Source organism: Pseudomonas sp. FP2300, from assembly GCF_030687595.1.
In the GTDB taxonomy this organism is placed as follows: domain Bacteria; phylum Pseudomonadota; class Gammaproteobacteria; order Pseudomonadales; family Pseudomonadaceae; genus Aquipseudomonas; species Aquipseudomonas bijieensis.
Window position 1 is genome coordinate 4,834,560 of the sequence record NZ_CP117440.1, and the last position, 19,459, is coordinate 4,854,018.

14 protein-coding genes, 2 tRNA genes, 3 rRNA genes and 1 pseudogene are annotated in these 19,459 nt (G+C 59.2%); 10 read left to right on the top strand and 10 right to left on the bottom strand.

Annotated features, from left to right (window positions below):
- Positions 1 to 58 precede the first annotated feature (58 nt).
- Positions 59 to 793, bottom strand: coding sequence for a thioesterase II family protein (locus PSH86_RS21160; protein ID WP_305484722.1), 735 nt, complete (start codon positions 791 to 793; stop codon positions 59 to 61).
- A 145-nt stretch (positions 794 to 938) separates the two neighbouring features.
- Between PSH86_RS21160 and tam the strand changes: the two genes are divergently transcribed.
- The 4 genes from tam (at position 939) to PSH86_RS21180 (ending at position 5,794) form a co-directional block, all read left to right on the top strand.
- Entirely contained in the window at positions 939 to 1,709 is a 771-nt protein-coding gene (gene tam, locus PSH86_RS21165) for a trans-aconitate 2-methyltransferase (RefSeq protein WP_305484724.1), read from the top strand.
- A gap of 92 nt (positions 1,710 to 1,801) precedes the next feature.
- A complete protein-coding gene (locus PSH86_RS21170; protein ID WP_163857624.1) occupies positions 1,802 to 2,935 on the top strand; it encodes a cupin-like domain-containing protein in 1,134 nt (377 codons plus the stop codon).
- A gap of 242 nt (positions 2,936 to 3,177) precedes the next feature.
- A complete protein-coding gene (locus tag PSH86_RS21175; RefSeq protein WP_305484726.1) occupies positions 3,178 to 3,978 on the top strand; it encodes an SDR family oxidoreductase in 801 nt (266 codons plus the stop codon).
- A complete protein-coding gene (locus PSH86_RS21180) occupies positions 3,971 to 5,794 on the top strand; it encodes a glycoside hydrolase family 15 protein (RefSeq protein ID WP_116833078.1) in 1,824 nt (607 codons plus the stop codon). The genes PSH86_RS21175 and PSH86_RS21180 overlap by 8 nt, the downstream gene beginning before the upstream one ends.
- A 140-nt stretch (positions 5,795 to 5,934) precedes the next feature.
- On the opposite strand, the gene PSH86_RS21185 is transcribed toward PSH86_RS21180, so the two are convergent.
- Positions 5,935 to 6,300, bottom strand: coding sequence for a DUF6124 family protein (locus PSH86_RS21185; protein WP_305484728.1), 366 nt, complete (start codon positions 6,298 to 6,300; stop codon positions 5,935 to 5,937).
- A 548-nt stretch (positions 6,301 to 6,848) separates the two neighbouring features.
- Between PSH86_RS21185 and PSH86_RS21190 the strand changes: the two genes are divergently transcribed.
- Together PSH86_RS21190 and PSH86_RS21195 are read left to right on the top strand one after the other, a co-directional pair.
- Positions 6,849 to 7,226 (top strand): hypothetical protein, encoded by a 378-nt coding sequence (locus tag PSH86_RS21190; protein ID WP_305484729.1) that lies wholly within the window; start codon positions 6,849 to 6,851, stop codon positions 7,224 to 7,226.
- Between the two features lie 28 nt (positions 7,227 to 7,254).
- Positions 7,255 to 8,157 (top strand): alpha/beta fold hydrolase, encoded by a 903-nt coding sequence (locus PSH86_RS21195; RefSeq protein WP_116833081.1) that lies wholly within the window; start codon positions 7,255 to 7,257, stop codon positions 8,155 to 8,157.
- On the opposite strand, the gene PSH86_RS21200 is transcribed toward PSH86_RS21195, so the two are convergent.
- Positions 8,126 to 9,118, bottom strand: coding sequence for a GlxA family transcriptional regulator (locus PSH86_RS21200; RefSeq protein ID WP_116833082.1), 993 nt, complete (start codon positions 9,116 to 9,118; stop codon positions 8,126 to 8,128). The two genes, PSH86_RS21195 and PSH86_RS21200, sit on opposite strands and share 32 nt — an antisense overlap.
- A 100-nt stretch (positions 9,119 to 9,218) precedes the next feature.
- On the opposite strand from PSH86_RS21200, the gene inhA reads away from it, so the two are divergent.
- Positions 9,219 to 9,905 (top strand): isonitrile hydratase, encoded by a 687-nt coding sequence (gene inhA / locus PSH86_RS21205; RefSeq protein WP_305484732.1) that lies wholly within the window; start codon positions 9,219 to 9,221, stop codon positions 9,903 to 9,905.
- Positions 9,906 to 10,130: 225 nt separating this feature from the next.
- On the opposite strand, the gene PSH86_RS21210 is transcribed toward inhA, so the two are convergent.
- Positions 10,131 to 10,868: an SDR family oxidoreductase gene (locus PSH86_RS21210; protein WP_163857605.1), complete on the bottom strand. Its 738-nt coding sequence runs from the start codon at positions 10,866 to 10,868 to the stop codon at positions 10,131 to 10,133.
- Between the two features lie 202 nt (positions 10,869 to 11,070).
- Between PSH86_RS21210 and PSH86_RS21215 the strand changes: the two genes are divergently transcribed.
- On the top strand, positions 11,071 to 12,018 hold the full coding sequence (locus tag PSH86_RS21215; protein ID WP_232201721.1) for an AraC family transcriptional regulator: 948 nt from the start codon (positions 11,071 to 11,073) through the stop codon (positions 12,016 to 12,018).
- A 292-nt stretch (positions 12,019 to 12,310) separates the two neighbouring features.
- A pseudogene (locus PSH86_RS30705) lies at positions 12,311 to 12,490 on the top strand (hypothetical protein); the annotation flags it as partial.
- Between the two features lie 463 nt (positions 12,491 to 12,953).
- Here the strand turns inward: PSH86_RS30705 and PSH86_RS21225 are convergent.
- Complete coding sequence (locus PSH86_RS21225) at positions 12,954 to 13,412, bottom strand: SRPBCC family protein (protein WP_109754535.1); 459 nt, start codon at positions 13,410 to 13,412, stop codon at positions 12,954 to 12,956.
- A gap of 147 nt (positions 13,413 to 13,559) precedes the next feature.
- Between PSH86_RS21225 and PSH86_RS21230 the strand changes: the two genes are divergently transcribed.
- Positions 13,560 to 13,961 (top strand): lysozyme inhibitor LprI family protein, encoded by a 402-nt coding sequence (locus tag PSH86_RS21230; RefSeq protein WP_163857599.1) that lies wholly within the window; start codon positions 13,560 to 13,562, stop codon positions 13,959 to 13,961.
- A gap of 115 nt (positions 13,962 to 14,076) precedes the next feature.
- Here PSH86_RS21230 and rrf read toward each other — a convergent pair.
- The 5 genes from rrf to PSH86_RS21255 form a co-directional block, all read right to left on the bottom strand.
- Positions 14,077 to 14,192, bottom strand: a 5S ribosomal RNA gene (gene rrf, locus PSH86_RS21235).
- A 171-nt stretch (positions 14,193 to 14,363) separates the two neighbouring features.
- Positions 14,364 to 17,255, bottom strand: a 23S ribosomal RNA gene (locus tag PSH86_RS21240).
- A gap of 249 nt (positions 17,256 to 17,504) precedes the next feature.
- Positions 17,505 to 17,580: transfer RNA gene (locus tag PSH86_RS21245), tRNA-Ala, on the bottom strand.
- 27 nt (positions 17,581 to 17,607) lie between these two features.
- Positions 17,608 to 17,684: transfer RNA gene (locus tag PSH86_RS21250), tRNA-Ile, on the bottom strand.
- Between the two features lie 64 nt (positions 17,685 to 17,748).
- Positions 17,749 to 19,285, bottom strand: a 16S ribosomal RNA gene (locus PSH86_RS21255).
- Together the 16S, 23S and 5S rRNA genes with 2 tRNA genes alongside form the textbook arrangement of a ribosomal RNA operon.
- Positions 19,286 to 19,459 lie beyond the last annotated feature (174 nt).

The window sequence follows — 19,459 nt, forward strand, 5'->3', positions numbered from 1 at the left end:
TCGCAACCCAGCGGGAGCAAGCTCCCTCGCCACAAAAGCAGGTCGTTTAGATCAGTGGTCAGGCGCTGGTGGCCAACCCATGCCGCCGATGATGCACGCTCAACTGATCCTTGATCAGCCGCAGCACCCGGGCCTCGTGCTCATGGATAAAGAAGTGCCCGCCCGCCAGCATGTCCACCGAGAAGCTGCCCGTGGTTTCCTGGCGCCAGCCCATCAGTTGCTCCGTGGTAGCCTTGTCGGCGGTGCCACCGAGTACGTGCACCGGGCAGTTAAGCGGTGGTCGCACTCGCGGCTGGAAACGTCCGCACAGCAAAAAATCGGCCCGCAGGACCGGCAAGGTCAGGGCCATCAACTCTTCATTGGCCAGGATCTCCTCGCTCGTACCGTTGAGGGTGCGCAGTTGCTCGATCAGTTCTGCGTCGGTCTTCGGCTCGGCGAAACCGCGATCGTAGTCGGCCCGCATCGTCGGTGCCGCCGTGCCGGAGGCAAACAGCGCCACCGGTTCCGGGCCGCCGAGCTCACGCAAGGCGTGGGCGATTTCACAGGCCAGCAGCGCGCCAAGGCTGTGGCCGAACAAGGCATAAGGTGCCCGGAGCGACGGGAGCAGCTCCCGCGCCAGTTGCATCGCCAACGGGCCCATGTCGGTGTGCAGCGGCTCGTCGAAGCGTGCCCCGCGCCCCGGCAGTTCCACCGGTTGCACCTGCAGCCATGCCGGCAACTTGCGCCGCCAGCGGCTGTACACCATCGCGCTGGCGCCGGAATAAGGCAGGCACAGCAGGGTCAGTTGGGTCACTGCGGTTTTCTCCGATCGGTCGTGTAGGGAAGATAACGAAATCGTAACCCACAGAATTAGTCAAAACCGTTACGTTCGCTCTATCTTCTTCACCCGGCCTTATACTGGCCGCACCTCGACTCACTGCGCCGCACAGGAGAACGCCATGGGCTGGTCCGCCAAGCAATACGTCACCTTCGAACAGGAACGTACCCGTCCGTCCCGGGACCTGCTCGCCGCCATTCCCCCCACCCAGGCCCGTTCGGTGATCGACCTGGGGTGCGGCCCGGGCAATTCCACCGAGCTGTTGGTGGAACATTTCAGCGGTGCCACGGTGCGCGGCCTGGACAGCTCCAGCGACATGGTCGACGCCGCACGCAAACGCTTGCCCGCCGTGGCGTTCGACACCGCCGACATCGGCCAATGGGATGAACCCGGGCCATTCGACGTGATCTTCGCCAACGCCGTGCTGCAATGGCTGCCGGACCACGCCACCCTGCTGCCCGCGCTGATCGGCAAACTCGCCCACGGCGGCAGCCTGGCGGTCCAGATGCCCGACAACCTGCACCAGCCCTCCCACCGCCTGATGCGGGAAATCGCAACAAACGGGCCTTGGGCCAGACAACTGGCCGGGGCGGCTGAATCGCGAACCGAGATGGCGGATCCCAGCACGTATTACTCGATCCTCAAACCCCACTGCAGCCGCGTCGATGTGTGGCGCACCATCTACCACCACCCCTTGGCCGGCGGTGCCGCGGGCGTGGTGGAATGGTTCAAGGGCAGCGCCTTGCGGCCCTTTCTCGAGCCGCTGGATGAGGCCCAACGCGAGCAGTTCCTGGCGCGCTATCTCCAGGCGATCGAACAGGCTTATCCGGCATTGGACGATGGGACGGTGCTGCTGCCGTTTCCCCGGGTGTTCATGGTCGCGACGCGCTAGGGCGAGGGTCGATGACGCAGCGACGAGGGCCTAAATTTCTGATCCGGGCCCTCGTTACCTGCTAAGACCAAAAACCCGCAAGAGTGACCGTCGTGGACCTGCAAACCATCCTGGGCAAGCTGTTCGCCAATGCCGGCGCCGTTGGTATCGAAGGCGTCTTCCAATTCGTGTTCGGCCCGCACCAGGCGTACTGGTCCGAGGTCAAGGCCAGCAGCCGCACCCAGGCCGGTCGGCACACCAGTCCTGACGTCACCATTGAAGTGGCGGAAAAGGATTTCCTCGGGATCATGGCCGGCATGGCCAACGTTGAAGAACTGTTTGCCAGCGGTCGCCTGAAGATCGGCGGCAACATGGGCCTGGCGACGTTGCTGCCGCAAATCATCGACCATGCCCGGCATGGCGGTGGCGTGGCGGAAAAGGTCGACATGAACAAGCGCTACCCCACCCCGTCGCGCTTCAGCGAAACACTCACCGCCAGCCTGCCGGTCCAACGCGACGTAGAGCGGCGGCCTCGCAGTGGACTGTCGGTGCAGGAGTTCCAAGCGCGTTATTTGCCCCACGGTATTCCGCTGGTCATCAGCGATGCCTTGCAGGACTGGCCGTTGTTCAAGCTCAGCCGCGAAGAATCCCTGGTGCATTTTGCCGAGCTGCAAGGCATCACCCGCCACGGCGACTACGTGAAGAAAACCTTCTCTACCGAGCGGGATTTCCGCTCCACGTCCATGGCCGACTTCATTGCCTCCCTGGACAGCCCGGCGGTCAAGGGCAGCGATGGCGAACCACCGGCCTACATGGGTAACAACATCCTGCCAGAGCGGCTGATGAAACAGATCAAGTACCCGCCCTACTTCGACCCATCGTTGTTCATCCCGCCGCGCATCTGGATCGGCCCCAAGGGCACCCTCACGCCGCTGCACCGCGATGACACCGACAACCTGTTCGCCCAGGTCTGGGGCCAGAAAACCTTCACCCTCGCCGCGCCGCATCACCGCGAAGCCCTTGGCACCTGGTCCACGGCGCCCCAAGGCGGGCTGGATGGCTGTGATTTCAACCCCGACGCGCCGGACTACCAACGCTTCCCCCACGCCCGCGACGTGACCTTCATGCGCGTGACGCTGGAGGCTGGGGATTTGCTGTTCTTGCCTGAAGGTTGGTTCCATCAGGTGGAGTCGGTGTCGACGTCGTTGTCGGTAAATTTCTGGGTGAATTCGGGGCGGGGTTGGTAACCGCTGATCTGAAGCAACATTCTTTGTAGCAGGCAGATTGTGGGAGCAAGGCTTGCCCGCGATGAAGGCAATGCGGTCTTTCGGAAATCGAGTCGCCTGTTTCGCGAGCAAGCTTTGCTCCCACAGCCCCCTTGCCACAGGTTTGTGTTTGGACCTGAAATATGAAGACCGCTTCACCCAAGTGAACTCCTCCCACCTCCCACCAGTCAGCAGGTAAGGCCCTCCATTCAAGGTGCTAGACCATGCAGATATCCCTCGCCCGACAGGTTGCCCTGGTCACCGGCGCCAGCTCCGGCATTGGCGCAGGCGCGGCCAGGGCATTGGCGGACGCCGGTGCGTCGGTGGTGCTCAACTACCACTCCAGCGCCGGCCCGGCACAAGACCTGGCCCGTGAAATCAACGCCAACGGTGGCCGCGCCATCGCCGTCGGTGCCGATGTGTCGAAGGAGCAGGACGTCGAGCGACTGTTCGCCCAGACCCTCGAAGCCTTTGGCACACTGGACATCCTGGTGGCCAATTCCGGCCTGCAAAAAGACGCCGCCGCCGTCGACATGAGCCTGGAAGACTGGAACACAGTGATCGGCACCAACCTCACCGGCCAATTCCTCTGCGCCCGCGCCGCCCTGCGGATTTTCACCCGCCAGGGCATTCGCCAGGGCGTGTCCCGGGCCGCCGGCAAGATCATCCACATGAGTTCGGTGCACCAGCGCATTCCCTGGGCCGGCCACATCAATTACGCGGCGTCCAAGGGCGGTGTCGATCTGTTGATGCAGAGCCTGGCCCAGGAAACCAGCCAGCAGCGCATCCGCATCAACAGCATCGCCCCCGGCGCCATCCGCACGGCCATCAACCGTGACGCCACCGAGGGCGAGCAGGAGCAAAAGCTGTTGGAACTGATTCCCTACGGTCGCGTCGGCGATGTGGAAGACGTCGCCAACGCCGTGGTCTGGCTGGCCTCGGACTTGTCCGATTATGTGGTGGGCACCACGCTGTTCATCGATGGCGGGATGAGCCTTTACCCGGGGTTTCGCGACAATGGCTGATCATGACGAACCGCAAAGCCCCATCGAGAACCACGGCATCATCGGCGACATGCGCACGGCTGCGCTGGTCAATGACCGCGGCAGTGTCGACTTTTTCTGCTGGCCGGAATTCGACAGCCCATCGATCTTCTGCTCGCTGCTGGACACCCCGGAGGCAGGCATCTTCCAACTCGCGCCAGACCTGTCGAACGCCCGCCGCCAGCAAATCTACCTGCCCGACACCAACGTGCTGCAAACCCGCTGGCTGAGCGACGACGCCGTGGTGGAGGTCACCGACCTGCTGCCCATCGGCGACAGCGAGGATGATCTGCCAGTGTTGATGCGCCGGGTGCGCATGACCATCGGCAGTGCGACGTTTCGCATGCGCTGTGCGGTGCGTCACGATTATGCCCGGGCCACCACCACCGCACGCCAGGACAGTACCCACATCTGTTTCGAGGCGCCGGGGCAACCGAGCCTGCGCTTGTGCGCCGATCAGCCCATGACGCTGGACGGCAACGCGGCGGTGGCCGAGTTCACCCTGGAACAGGGCCAGAGCGCCGAGTTCCTGCTGGGCGGCATCGACGACCCGCGCCTTCAGGATGACGTCAGCGCGATATGCCTGGAGCGGACCCTGGCGTTCTGGCGCGGCTGGATCGGCCAATCCACCTATCGGGGGCGTTGGCGGGAAATCGTCAACCGCTCCGCCCTGGCGCTGAAACTGCTGACCTCGCGCAAACACGGCGCGATCCTCGCCGCCGCCACCTTCGGCCTGCCGGAAACCCGTGGCGGCGAACGCAACTGGGATTACCGCTACACCTGGATCCGCGACGCCTCGTTCACAGTCTACGCGTTCATGCGCCTGGGCTTTGTCGAAGAGGCCAACGCCTACATGCGCTGGCTGCGCGGGCGAGTCAGCGACTGCTGTGACCAACCGATCAAACTCAACATCCTCTACGGCCTGGACGGTCGGCTGGAGCTGCCGGAAACCGAGCTGTCGCACCTGAGCGGTTTTGGCAATGCGCAGCCGGTGCGCATCGGCAACCTCGCCTACCAGCAGGTGCAGTTGGACATCTTCGGCGAGCTGATGGACGCCGTGTACCTGGTCAACAAATACGGCGAAGCCATCTCCCATCAAGGCTGGAAACACACCGTCGATGTGGTCGACCAAGTGTGCAAGGTCTGGCAGGACAAGGATGTGGGCATCTGGGAAATGCGCGGCGACAAACAGCATTTTCTGCATTCGCGGCTGATGTGCTGGGTCGCCGTCGACCGCGCCATCCGCCTGGCCGAAAAACGCTCCCTGCCCGCCCCGTTCGCCCGCTGGGACGAAACCCGCCAGGCCATCTACCAGGACATCTGGACCAATTTCTGGAGCGAGGAACACCAGCATTTCGTCCAGCGCCTGGGCAGCACCGCCCTGGACGGTTCGATGCTGTTGATGCCCCTGGTGCGCTTCGTCAGCGCCCGCGATCCGCGTTGGCTCTCGACGCTCGACGCCATTGAAAAAAGCCTGGTGCGCGACGGCATGGTCTATCGCTACCGCAACGACGACAGCCCCATCGACGGCCTCAGCGGCATCGAAGGCTCCTTCGCGGCTTGCTCGTTCTGGTACGTCGAATGCCTGGCCCGCGCCGGCCGCGTGGAAAAAGCCCAGCTGGAATTCGAACAACTGCTGCGCTACGCCAATCCGCTGGGGTTGTACGCCGAAGAGTTCGACAGCCACGGCTACCACTTGGGCAACACCCCCCAGGCCTTGACTCACCTGGCGTTGATCAGCGCCGCCAGTTTTCTGGATCGCAAGTTGAGCGGGGAGAAAAATCATTGGCAGCCGTGAGCTGCCCTTCAGCCTGAACGCGATCCCTGTGGCGAGGGAGCTTGCTCCCGCTCGACTGCGCAGCAGGCGCAAAAATCCTGGGGTTGCTTCGCAACCCAGCGGGAGCAAGCTCCCTCGCCACAGAGAAAGCGGTGTGCTGGCTACTGCGCTGAGTCGGCCAGTTCGATGTCATCCAACGCTCGGTTGGCCAGCAATCGGGCCAGCTCGATCAACTGCTGAATCCCCAGCGCAACATGCCGCCGGGAACCTTCCAACTCGAACCCCAGGTCACTGACCAGCGCATCGGCCGAGGCCAGGGTTTCGCTCAGGGTGGTGAGCACCGATTCGGTGTTGAGGCCGGGGACCACGGTGAAAACCTGGCCCTCCTGGGTGTCGGGCTTGGGCGGGGTGGGCGACAAGTGGATGTTCAACGCCCGGTCGGCGGCTTCGCGGAGTTTTTTTGTATCGAGGGTGGTGTAGGCAGAGAGGTCTTCTGCTTTTGGGGGATTGGGGGTGATCTTGATCATGATATGAAGCTCCATTCAAAAGTGGAGTTCGCCATTTCCGCGACCAAGCAGAGGGTGGCGAACTGTACGCAGGTTGGTCGACCAGGGAATGGAAACCCGGCAGGGCCCGAAGCCCTCCCACGCACAGTCAGCCATAAAGCAGACAGCCGCTCGCGCGGCATTGTGCGCCATTCTAAACCCGGGCGACCAAACCCGGTCGCTGATTTTGCAGCGACGGACAAAGCCTATCCCCACCCTTTCCGAACCGGAAACCGACGCGACTCGTCAGAAAATTCCGGTTCACCTATTTTTTTGTAGGAACACAACCCCGTGGCGAGGGAGCTTGCTCCCGCTCGACTGCGCAGCAGGCGCAAAATCTCCCTGACACAAGGGGGTCGCTTCGCAACCCAGCGGGAGCAAGCTCCCTCGCCACAGAAGCAATCACCACAGTTCGCCCATTTATCGTGACGCCCCCTTTCGAGTTGCCAGCCCCGCCAACCCCTCCTAAGATCGATGCACTCACGGGTGCAGCGGAGCTGCCCGATAAAAACCCGACTCAAGGATCTGACATGACCCATATCAAACGCCCCATCACCACCCCGCCCCGAACAGGCCTGACCCGCGAAGACCTCTGGGAAGGCCAGGACCGGGGCTTGATCAAATGCTGGGAAATCGGTCGCGAGCGCGCGGTGAAGTTTCCCGAACTGGCACAACGCTGTCTGGCCGGTGAGTTGCCGGTGCTGGGCTGGAAAGGTGGCGTGAGCCGCAGCCTGAAAAAAAGCGAAAAATTCGGCTGCCTCAAATACCTCGCCCAATGGCAGGGCCTGCGCGGTGAAGACCTGGACATCGACCTGACCCAGGAGCGCACCCTGACCTGCGCCAGCACGAAGATGATCGTGACCTTCACGCCGGATCGGGCCAAATACGTCAATCAGGAACCCGCCTGACTGCAACCGCGCTATACCGGAGGCCAACATGAACTTGAATCCCAAGGTCAACTTCGCAGTCACGCCGCTGTTGCGCATCGCTTACGAAGAGCATGGCCCCGCCAGCGGCGAGCCGATCATCCTGCTGCACGGTTTCCCTTACGACCCGAGAGCCTTCGATGAAGTCGCGCCCGCCTTGGCCGAGCGTGGCTACCGGGTCATCGTGCCCTACCTGCGCGGCTACGGCCCGACCCGCTTCAACAACCCGGCCATCCTGCGCTCCGGCCAACAAGCGGCGTTGGCGCAAGACCTGCTGGACCTGATGCACGCGCTTTCCATTCCCCAAGCGGCACTGTGCGGCTACGACTGGGGCGGCCGGGCGGCGTGTATCGTCGCGGCACTGTGGCCCGAGCGCGTGCGCTGCCTGGTGACCGGCGACGGCTACAACCTGCAGGACATTCCTCGTTCCACGCAGCCACTGCCCCCGGAAACCGAACATCGATTGTGGTACCAGTACTATTTCCACACGGCGCGGGGTGTCGAAGGCCTGACGCAAAACCGCCGTGAATTGTGTGAATTGCTCTGGCGCCTGTGGTCCCCCACCTGGAAACGCGGCGCCGAACTGTATCCCCTCAGCGCCCCGTCGTTCGACAACCCGGACTTCGTCGATGTGGTGATCCATTCCTACCGCCATCGCTTCATGTACGCACCGGGCGACCCGACGCTGGAGTGGATGGAGGAACAGTTGGCGGCACAACCGGCCATCAGCGTGCCGAGCATTTCCCTGTGCGGCGCCGATGACGGCGTGGGGCCCGCGCCGGAACACGATGAAGACGCCGAGCATTTCAGCGGTTTTTATGAGCGCCGCGTGCTGGCCGGCGTGGGCCATAACATTCCCCAGGAGGCCCCTGAGGCCACGTTCAAGGCATTGCTGGATCTGCTTGAGGGCTGACGGCGAAGCGCTCGCGATAGGCCTGGGGCGTTACGCCCATGGCCCGCAGGAAACTGCGGCGCAGGGTTTCTTCGCTGCCGAAGCCGCATTGCACCGCCACCCGCTTGATCGATACGGCGGTGTCGGACAACAGACGGCGAGCGGTTTCCACGCGAATCAACTCTACCGCCCGCGCCGGGGTCTGGCCGGTGTCGGCGCGGTAGTGCCGGACAAAACTGCGCTCACTCATGCCCACCTCGGCGGCCAGGCTCGACAGGCCCAGGTCACGGGTGAGGTTTTCGGCGATCCAGGCATGCAGGTCATCGAATCGACTGCCCTGTTTTTGCAGCGACAACGTCACGCTGAACTGCGATTGACCACCAGGACGCTTGAGGAACACCACCAGATGCCGGGCGACTTCCAGGGCCACCGCGCGGCCCAGATCTTCCTCGACCAGCGCCAGGGCCAGATCGATGCCAGCCGTGACCCCAGCCGAGGTCCACACCGGACCGTCGTTGATAAAGATCGGGTTGGGTTCGACCCGCAGTTGCGGATGTTGCTCGGCCAGTTGTTCGCAGCGGGTCCAGTGCGTCACCACGCGTCGTCCGTCCAGCCAACCGCTGGCGGCCAGCAGAAACGCTCCGGTGCACACCGATGCCACCCGCCGCGACCGCAGGCCGTGATCCTTGACCCAGGCCACCAGCGTCGGATCCTTCGCCGCCTCGTACACACCCCAGCCACCGGCGATCAATAACGTATCGCTGCCTTCGCTCGGCAGCGGCTCGGCCAGCAGCGCCAACCCCGCCGAGGACATCACCGCCCCGCCCCCCACGGCGATGACCGTCGGCGCGTAGGGCAATGGCAGGCCTTGCTGGCGGGCCAGGTCGTTGGCCGAGGCAAACACCTGCAAGGGCCCGGTGACATCCAGCACTTGCACGTTGGCGAAGGCCAGGACATGCACGGTTTTCGGTGGGTTGGGCATATTGGCGTGATTCGTGGGTTTATTGGCGTATACGCCAGAGCCTACGGATCTAAAGTAGAACCGTCCACCCCTCGGGCAATCATCCACAGGAGAACGCGACATGACGTTGCAGATCGGTTTGCTGTTATTCCCTCAAGTCCAGCAGTTGGACCTGACCGGCCCTTACGACGTGCTGGCCTCGTTGCCAGACGTGAAGGTCCACCTGATCTGGAAGGACCTGGCACCAGTGACATCAAGTACCGGACTGGTGCTGCTGCCCACCACCACGTTCGAGGACTGCCCGAAACTCGACGTGATCTGCGTCCCCGGCGGGACCGGCGTCGGCCCCCTGATGGAAGACGAGCAGACACTGGCCTTCATCAAGCGGCAAGCCGCCGACGCGAAATACATCACCTCGGTGTGTACCGGTGCGCTGGTACTCGGTGCCGCAGGCCTGCTGCAAGGCAAGCGCGCCACCACCCACTGGGCCTATCACAGCCTGCTGCAGACCCTGGGCGCGACGCCGGTCAAGGACCGCGTGGTTCGCGACGGCAACCTGCTCACCGGCGGCGGCATCACGGCCGGGATCGACTTTGCCCTGACCCTGGCGGCCGAACTCTTCGACCAGGACACCGCCGAGCTGGTCCAGCTGCAACTCGAATACGCCCCTGCCCCACCGTTCAATGCCGGCAGCCCGAACACCGCGCCGACGCGCGTGCTGGAAGAAGCAAACCGGCGTGCGGCCGAGTCGTTCCGGGTGCGCTCGCAAATCACCCAACGTGCTGCGGCGCGGTTGGAACGGGCGTAACGATGGACCTCAAGACTAGGCACAGACTATGTTGGGCTGGGCACAGGCTTGAGGCAGTCACCATTGTGGCGAGGGAGCTTGCTCCCGCTCGACTGCGCAGCAGGCGCAAAATCCTGGGGTCGCTTCGCAACCCAGCGGGAGCAAGCTCCCTCGCCACAATGGTCAGGTTTCCCCTCGTGGCGATACAACCTGCTCATGAGGGTTTCCTGTTGGGTCGGCCTCGACTCAGAACGGGCTGGCGGTGGGTCGCACGATCAGTTCGCTGACGTCCACGTCCGCCGGTTGTTCGATGGCGTAGGCGATTGCCCGGGCGATGGCTTCGGCCGGAATGGAGATCTTGCGGAACTCGCGCATTTCGGCACGTCCACCTTCATCGGAAATGCTCTCGGCCAGTTCCGATTCGGTCACGCCAGGGGAAATCACCGTTACGCGCACATCCCCCCCGACTTCCTGGCGCAAGCCCTCGGAAATCGCCCGCACGGCGTACTTGGTGGCGCAATACACCGCAGCGGTCGGGCTGACGGCGTAGGCACCAATGGAGGCAATATTGATGAACTGGCCGCTGCGCTGGCGCTGCATCAGCGGCAAGCCGGCGGCGATACCGTGGAGCACGCCACGGATGTTGACGTCGATCATGCGGTCCCACTCCTCGACTTTCAGAGCTTCGAGCTTGGAGAGCGGCATGACCCCGGCGTTGTTGATGATCACATCGACACGACCGAACCGCTCGACAGCAAAGTCGATCAGGTTCTGGACGTCATCCCGACGGGTCACGTCCACGGCTTTGCAGACCGCTTGCTGGCCGGCGGTTTCGAGTTCGTGTACCAGTGTTTGCAAACGATCGATGCGCCGGGCGCCCAGCACGACACGAGCACCGCGAGCCGCGAGCAGCCGCGCCGTTGCTTCACCGATCCCGCTGCTGGCACCCGTGATGACCACTACTTTGTTTTGAATATCGGACATGATGGTTTCCTCGTCTGGATGTGTTGGCCCCCGGTGGGAGCGTTTTGACAGGTCCAGATTAGGGAATCGACCCTGGCCCGGGTTAGCCGGATCCTCCTGCGCACTTGCACGATCCTGTAGCGATAAAACCGACTCTGGCCGACAGCCGCGCAATCGGTTTTACTAGCGCGGTCCACTTATTTGGTCTGGGAGATTGATCGGCATGTCGGTATCCACGTCCATCCACATAGCGCCAGACGACGGCGTCAGCCAGCGCCGCGCTGAACTGGCGAGCTTGATGAAGCGCTTTGCGCCGGAGTTCGGCGTCCACCCCACGGCCATCGAGGCCTTGCACCTGATCCGCAGCGACCAGCCAACCGAGGCGCTGCACACCGTGCACAAGCCTGGTTTGTGCGTGATCATCGAGGGGCGCAAGGAAGTGCGCCTGGCGGACGAATGCTACGTGTATGACCCGCTCAATTACCTCGTTGTCTCGGTGACCCTGCCGTTGGCTGGCCAGGTGATTGAAGCCAGTCCCGAGTGTCCCTACCTGTGCATCCGTCTCGACATCGATCCGGCACAGATCTGCCGCCTGATTGCCGACGCCAGCCCTATCGGCGTGCCGCCCGAAAGAAGCGGACGTGGATTGTTCCTGGACCGCATCGATGCGCCATTACTCGACGCGATGCTGCGTTTACTGCGGCTGTTGGACAGCCCGGACGATATCGCCACCCTCGCGCCATTGGCCCAGCAGGAGATTTTCTACCGGCTGCTGCGTGGTTCCCAAGGCCAGCGCTTGCACGAAATCGCCATTCCCGACACCCAGACCCATCGCATCAGCCGAGCCATCGAGTGGCTCAATACCCATTACGCCGAGCCGCTGAGCATCGACAGCCTGGCACAAATGATCAATCTCAGCCCTTCGGCCCTGCATCACCGCTTCAAAGCCGTAACCGCCATGAGCCCGCTGCAATACCAGAAACAGCTGCGCCTGCAGGAAGCCCGACGGTTGTTGTTGGCGGAGAACAGCGACGTTTCATCAATCGGCTACAAGATGGGGTATGAAAGCCCTTCGCAGTTCAGTCGTGAATACAGCCGTCTATTTGGCGCCTCTCCGAGCAAGGACATCGCGCGTTTGCGCGCCCAGGCGCTGCAAGCCAGTAGCGCCTGATCCTACACACAGACAGGATCAGGCAAAACCAGGACAGTATCCGTCTAACGCCCGCCCCTTCCTCGCCCCTAATCTGAACCCATGCAGCAAGACAACCGTCACCGCTGCAACGGGTTCAGCAGATCGCGATATCTGAACGACCCGGCACTCGACCCTTGATATGACCGGAGTCTTTACCATGAAAACGTTCAACACTTGGATCGCCGTTACCGCCTTCGCCCTGAGCGCCAGCGCGTTTGCCTTGCCAAGCCAGCAGCAAGACCGTTTCTTTACCCAAGTTAGCGACTACCAGCAGCCTGTGGCCTCTGATGGCGCAGACCGGACGCCTGGGGGCCAGACCTTGGCCGCCGATGGTGCGGACCGGACACCTGGAGGACAAACCTTGGCCGCCGATGGTGCGGACCGGACGCCTGGGGGCCTGATCCTGGCGGCCGATGGTTCCGACCGCACCATGGCTCGGCGCTTGGCATGATCAGTCCACTTTTTCACAGACGAAAAAAAACCCGCCTAGGCGGGTTTTTTGAGGACCAATTTGACTCCCTGTCCGGCATTCCATGCCTGGTCCAATCATCCATGACCCTGAGCACTCCCTGTACCCAGTGGATGAACATAGATTAGGCCCACCGGAGTTTCTGGAAAAGACGAGAAAGCAGCAACAGCGTGTAAGCGTTTCGCTATAGGAACCTTTCCAGACTTTTTTGTGGGCGAAAAAAACCCGCCGAAGCGGGTTTTTCCAAGACCATTACGACTCCCTGTCGATAGCTTTCCTTGCAAGGTCGATCGTCCCTGATCCTGAGCACTTCCTGTGCTTCAGTGGATGAGTCCAGATTACGCCTCGGATCCAAAATGAAATAGACGACATAGCTACCATCTCGTGTAAGACATTCGCTATACCAGTCCCTCCGAAAACCCTTAGTCCTATCAGCAGGCCAGGATCAAGACTTGCTCAGGAAGGCTTCAATATTGGCCATCTGCTCGTCCCAGCCACGGCTGTCCATGCGAAAAGCCTTGAGCCGACGGGCCTCAGGGATATTGTTGAAGCCCGACTCCACGACTTTGAGCAAGGTACCGCCATCCATGTCCTCGAGTTCGAATTGCACCCGGGTTTCAGACTCCTGGGAATAATCCACCTGCGGCTCGACAGCGTAAGGATGCCAGCGAAACGAGAACACACGCTCTGGCTCCACCCGCTCCACCGCCACGTCCCAGATGAGGTGCTCGTAACCTGGGTAAGTGATTTGCCCCTGGGTACGCTCACCTGCCACAAACCGTTTCCCCTCAAGGGCGACACCGAACCATTGGCCGAAGGCTTCGGCATTGGCCAGGGCTCGCCAGACTTGAGAGCGCGGAGCCTTGAGCAGGATCTTTCTTTCAATGCGATCGGATGAATGCATGAGTCACCTCTGTGTTTCAACAGTAGGCTTGTAAGACCACGAGGCCAACCGGAAAGTTGTATCAGACTCTTGTTTAGCACTCGCTACCTTTAAAACTGCATGGGCGATGTAAACTCCCACGGTGTACCCCTCAAGGAGAGACCGAACATGTCCCCACGCTTGCTTATGGCCTTGATGCCGCTGCTTTTCTTCACTGTTGCCCAGGCCGACGACTGCGCCAACGCCACCACCCAAGGCGAAATGAACCAATGCGCAGCCAAAGAGAATAAGGCCGCCGACAACGAGCTGAACAGCTTGTACAAGCAGATCACAGCACGCTTGAAGGACAATCCCGAGGCCAAGCAAATGCTGGTCAAGGCCCAGCGTGCCTGGATAGGCTTCCGTGACGCCGAATGCAATTTTTCCGCCTCTGGGGTCGAGGGCGGCAGCGTGTATCCACTGATCTACAACAATTGCATCACGACCCAGACCAAAGCCCGGGTCGAAGCATTCAAGACCTATCTCAAGTGCAAGGAAGGGGATCTGGGCTGTCCAGTACCCGAGGCTTAAGGGCCACGATGTAAAAAAGGATGGCCCCACAGGTCATCCTTTTTTGGCCAAGCTTTTTCTTGCAGGCAAAACAAAACCCCTACCTGCGTCAGCAGATAGGGGTTTCGGAATTTAATCTTGACGATGACCTACTCTCACATGGGGAAACCCCACACTACCATCGGCGATGCATCGTTTCACTTCTGAGTTCGGGATGGGATCAGGTGGTTCCAATGCTCTATGGTCGTCAAGAAATTCGGTAGCCGGTGCGTGCCTTGCGGTCACGTGCCAGCGAATGGGTATGCGATAGATTTGTGTGCTGCGTTCGTGAGCGATGTGAACTTTCGGTTCGTTTCGTCTTCACACACCGCAATCTGGTCTCTTCGCTCTTCAGCTTGGAGTTACAAATTGCTTGGGTGTTATATGGTCAAGCCTCACGGGCAATTAGTACAGGTTAGCTCAACGCCTCACAGCGCTTACACACCCTGCCTATCAACGTCGTAGTCTTCGACGGCCCTTCAGGGGACTCAAGGTCCCAGTGAGATCTCATCTTGAGGCAAGTTTCCCGCTTAGATGCTTTCAGCGGTTATCTTTTCCGAACATAGCTACCCGGCAATGCCACTGGCGTGACAACCGGAACACCAGAGGTTCGTCCACTCCGGTCCTCTCGTACTAGGAGCAGCCCCTCTCAAATCTCAAACGTCCACGGCAGATAGGGACCGAACTGTCTCACGACGTTCTAAACCCAGCTCGCGTACCACTTTAAATGGCGAACAGCCATACCCTTGGGACCGGCTTCAGCCCCAGGATGTGATGAGCCGACATCGAGGTGCCAAACACCGCCGTCGATATGAACTCTTGGGCGGTATCAGCCTGTTATCCCCGGAGTACCTTTTATCCGTTGAGCGATGGCCCTTCCATACAGAACCACCGGATCACTAAGACCTACTTTCGTACCTGCTCGACGTGTCTGTCTCGCAGTCAAGCGCGCTTTTGCCTTTATACTCTACGACCGATTTCCGACCGGTCTGAGCGCACCTTCGTACTCCTCCGTTACTCTTTAGGAGGAGACCGCCCCAGTCAAACTACCCACCATACACTGTCCTCGATCCGGATAACGGACCTGAGTTAGAACCTCAAAGTTGCCAGGGTGGTATTTCAAGGATGGCTCCACGCGAACTGGCGTCCACGCTTCAAAGCCTCCCACCTATCCTACACAAGCAAATTCAAAGTCCAGTGCAAAGCTATAGTAAAGGTTCACGGGGTCTTTCCGTCTAGCCGCGGATACACTGCATCTTCACAGCGATTTCAATTTCACTGAGTCTCGGGTGGAGACAGCGCCGCCATCGTTACGCCATTCGTGCAGGTCGGAACTTACCCGACAAGGAATTTCGCTACCTTAGGACCGTTATAGTTACGGCCGCCGTTTACCGGGGCTTCGATCAAGAGCTTCGCGTTAGCTAACCCCATCAATTAACCTTCCGGCACCGGGCAGGCGTCACACCCTATACGTCCACTTTCGTGTTTGCAGAGTGCTGTGTTTTTAATAAACAGTCGCAGCGGCCTGGTATCTTCGACCGGCGTGGGCTTACGCAGCAAGTGCTTCACCCTCACCGGCGCACCTTCTCCCGAAGTTACGGTGCCATTTTGCCTAGTTCCTTCACCCGAGTTCTCTCAAGCGCCTTGGTATTCTCTACCCAACCACCTGTGTCGGTTTGGGGTACGGTTCCTGGTTACCTGAAGCTTAGAAGCTTTTCTTGGAAGCATGGCATCAACCACTTCGTCACCCAAAGGGTAACTCGTCATCAGCTCTCGGCCTTAGAATCCCGGATTTACCTAAGATTCCAGCCTACCACCTTAAACTTGGACAACCAACGCCAAGCTGGCCTAGCCTTCTCCGTCCCTCCATCGCAATAACCAGAAGTACAGGAATATTAACCTGTTTTCCATCGACTACGCTTTTCAGCCTCGCCTTAGGGACCGACTAACCCTGCGTCGATTAACGTTGCGCAGGAAACCTTGGTCTTTCGGCGTGGGTGTTTTTCACACCCATTGTCGTTACTCATGTCAGCATTCGCACTTCTGATACCTCCAGCAAGCTTCTCAACTCACCTTCACAGGCTTACAGAACGCTCCTCTACCGCATCACTTGCGTGATACCCGTAGCTTCGGTGTATGGTTTGAGCCCCGTTACATCTTCCGCGCAGGCCGACTCGACTAGTGAGCTATTACGCTTTCTTTAAAGGGTGGCTGCTTCTAAGCCAACCTCCTAGCTGTCTAAGCCTTCCCACATCGTTTCCCACTTAACCATAACTTTGGGACCTTAGCTGACGGTCTGGGTTGTTTCCCTTTTCACGACGGACGTTAGCACCCGCCGTGTGTCTCCCATGCTCGGCACTTGTAGGTATTCGGAGTTTGCATCGGTTTGGTAAGTCGGGATGACCCCCTAGCCGAAACAGTGCTCTACCCCCTACAGTGATACATGAGGCGCTACCTAAATAGCTTTCGAGGAGAACCAGCTATCTCCGAGCTTGATTAGCCTTTCACTCCGATCCACAGGTCATCCGCTAACTTTTCAACGGTAGTCGGTTCGGTCCTCCAGTCAGTGTTACCTAACCTTCAACCTGCCCATGGATAGATCGCCCGGTTTCGGGTCTATTCCCAGCGACTAGACGCCCTATTAAGACTCGCTTTCGCTACGCCTCCCCTATTCGGTTAAGCTCGCCACTGAAAATAAGTCGCTGACCCATTATACAAAAGGTACGCAGTCACCCAACAAAGTGGGCTCCCACTGCTTGTACGCATACGGTTTCAGGATCTATTTCACTCCCCTCTCCGGGGTTCTTTTCGCCTTTCCCTCACGGTACTAGTTCACTATCGGTCAGTCAGTAGTATTTAGCCTTGGAGGATGGTCCCCCCATATTCAGACAAAGTTTCTCGTGCTCCGTCCTACTCGATTTCACTTCTAAGATCCTTTCGCGTACAGGGCTATCACCCACTATGGCCGCACTTTCCAGAGCGTTCCGCTAAAATCAAAGAAGCTTAAGGGCTAGTCCCCGTTCGCTCGCCACTACTAAGGGAATCTCGGTTGATTTCTTTTCCTCAGGGTACTTAGATGTTTCAGTTCCCCTGGTTCGCCTCTTGCACCTATGTATTCAGTACAAGATAACCATCTTATGATGGCTGGGTTCCCCCATTCAGACATCTCCGGATCAAAGTCTGTTTGCCGACTCCCCGAAGCTTTTCGCAGGCTACCACGTCTTTCATCGCCTCTGACTGCCAAGGCATCCACCGTATGCGCTTCTTCACTTGACCATATAACCCCAAGCAATCTGGTTATACTGTGAAGACGACATTCGCCGAAAATTCGATCTTGCTCATGAGAGCAACTCACAAATTTTACCTTAGCCTGAGCCGTTACCAGTGAAAGTAACGTTCAGTCTATCTTTCTATCACATACCCAAATTTTTAAAGAACGATCTAATCAAAAGACTAGAAATCAACATTCATCACCCTGGGGTGGAATGCTCATTTCTAAGCTTTAAACGTTGTGCCAATCTGTAATGGTGGAGCCAAGCGGGATCGAACCGCTGACCTCCTGCGTGCAAGGCAGGCGCTCTCCCAGCTGAGCTATGGCCCCGTATCTTTACCGGGGACACCATGAAATTGGTGGGTCTGGGCAGATTCGAACTGCCGACCTCACCCTTATCAGGGGTGCGCTCTAACCAACTGAGCTACAGACCCAATCGTCTTCTTCAATGAATCAAGCAATTCGTGTGGGAGCTCATGGAGCAGCTGAGTCGTCGATTAAGGAGGTGATCCAGCCGCAGGTTCCCCTACGGCTACCTTGTTACGACTTCACCCCAGTCATGAATCACACCGTGGTAACCGTCCCCCCGAAGGTTAGACTAGCTACTTCTGGTGCAACCCACTCCCATGGTGTGACGGGCGGTGTGTACAAGGCCCGGGAACGTATTCACCGCGACATTCTGATTCGCGATTACTAGCGATTCCGACTTCACGCAGTCGAGTTGCAGACTGCGATCCGGACTACGATCGGTTTTGTGGGATTAGCTCCACCTCGCGGCTTGGCAACCCTCTGTACCGACCATTGTAGCACGTGTGTAGCCCAGGCCGTAAGGGCCATGATGACTTGACGTCATCCCCACCTTCCTCCGGTTTGTCACCGGCAGTCTCCTTAGAGTGCCCACCATAACGTGCTGGTAACTAAGGACAAGGGTTGCGCTCGTTACGGGACTTAACCCAACATCTCACGACACGAGCTGACGACAGCCATGCAGCACCTGTCTCAATGCTCCCGAAGGCACCAATCCATCTCTGGAAAGTTCATTGGATGTCAAGGCCTGGTAAGGTTCTTCGCGTTGCTTCGAATTAAACCACATGCTCCACCGCTTGTGCGGGCCCCCGTCAATTCATTTGAGTTTTAACCTTGCGGCCGTACTCCCCAGGCGGTCAACTTAATGCGTTAGCTGCGCCACTAAGAGCTCAAGGCTCCCAACGGCTAGTTGACATCGTTTACGGCGTGGACTACCAGGGTATCTAATCCTGTTTGCTCCCCACGCTTTCGCACCTCAGTGTCAGTATCAGTCCAGGTGGTCGCCTTCGCCACTGGTGTTCCTTCCTATATCTACGCATTTCACCGCTACACAGGAAATTCCACCACCCTCTACCATACTCTAGCTCGACAGTTTTGAATGCAGTTCCCAGGTTGAGCCCGGGGCTTTCACATCCAACTTAACGAACCACCTACGCGCGCTTTACGCCCAGTAATTCCGATTAACGCTTGCACCCTCTGTATTACCGCGGCTGCTGGCACAGAGTTAGCCGGTGCTTATTCTGTCGGTAACGTCAAAACACTAACGTATTAGGTTAATGCCCTTCCTCCCAACTTAAAGTGCTTTACAATCCGAAGACCTTCTTCACACACGCGGCATGGCTGGATCAGGCTTTCGCCCATTGTCCAATATTCCCCACTGCTGCCTCCCGTAGGAGTCTGGACCGTGTCTCAGTTCCAGTGTGACTGATCATCCTCTCAGACCAGTTACGGATCGTCGCCTTGGTGAGCCATTACCTCACCAACTAGCTAATCCGACCTAGGCTCATCTGATAGCGCAAGGCCCGAAGGTCCCCTGCTTTCTCCCGTAGGACGTATGCGGTATTAGCGTCCGTTTCCGAGCGTTATCCCCCACTACCAGGCAGATTCCTAGGCATTACTCACCCGTCCGCCGCTCTCAAGAGGTGCAAGCACCTCTCTACCGCTCGACTTGCATGTGTTAGGCCTGCCGCCAGCGTTCAATCTGAGCCATGATCAAACTCTTCAGTTCAAACATCTTTGGGTTTTGAGAAAACCCTAAACTTGGCTCAGCAATCGTTGGTTACATCTTTGATTTCTCGCGGAGTAACTTGTGATGCTGATAATCTGTTGACTAGCAGTCTGACTCCACAAGCACCCACACGAATTGCTTGATTCAGTTGTTAAAGAGCGGTTGGTTAAGAGC

Bases quoted from the DNA above. Each gene is read 5' to 3' on its own strand.
- tam (WP_305484724.1), top strand. From the start codon at position 939: ATGGGCTGGTCCGCCAAGCAATACGTCACCTTCGAACAGGAACGTACC.
- PSH86_RS21210 (WP_163857605.1), bottom strand. From the start codon at position 10,868: ATGTCCGATATTCAAAACAAAGTAGTGGTCATCACGGGTGCCAGCAGC.
- PSH86_RS21180 (WP_116833078.1), top strand. From the start codon at position 3,971: ATGGCTGATCATGACGAACCGCAAAGCCCCATCGAGAACCACGGCATC.
- PSH86_RS21215 (WP_232201721.1), top strand. From the start codon at position 11,071: ATGTCGGTATCCACGTCCATCCACATAGCGCCAGACGACGGCGTCAGC.
- PSH86_RS21230 (WP_163857599.1), top strand. From the start codon at position 13,560: ATGTCCCCACGCTTGCTTATGGCCTTGATGCCGCTGCTTTTCTTCACT.
- inhA (WP_305484732.1), top strand. From the start codon at position 9,219: ATGACGTTGCAGATCGGTTTGCTGTTATTCCCTCAAGTCCAGCAGTTG.
- PSH86_RS21200 (WP_116833082.1), bottom strand. From the start codon at position 9,118: ATGCCCAACCCACCGAAAACCGTGCATGTCCTGGCCTTCGCCAACGTG.
- PSH86_RS21175 (WP_305484726.1), top strand. From the start codon at position 3,178: ATGCAGATATCCCTCGCCCGACAGGTTGCCCTGGTCACCGGCGCCAGC.
- PSH86_RS21185 (WP_305484728.1), bottom strand. From the start codon at position 6,300: ATGATCAAGATCACCCCCAATCCCCCAAAAGCAGAAGACCTCTCTGCC.
- PSH86_RS21225 (WP_109754535.1), bottom strand. From the start codon at position 13,412: ATGCATTCATCCGATCGCATTGAAAGAAAGATCCTGCTCAAGGCTCCG.
- PSH86_RS21190 (WP_305484729.1), top strand. From the start codon at position 6,849: ATGACCCATATCAAACGCCCCATCACCACCCCGCCCCGAACAGGCCTG.
- PSH86_RS21195 (WP_116833081.1), top strand. From the start codon at position 7,255: ATGAACTTGAATCCCAAGGTCAACTTCGCAGTCACGCCGCTGTTGCGC.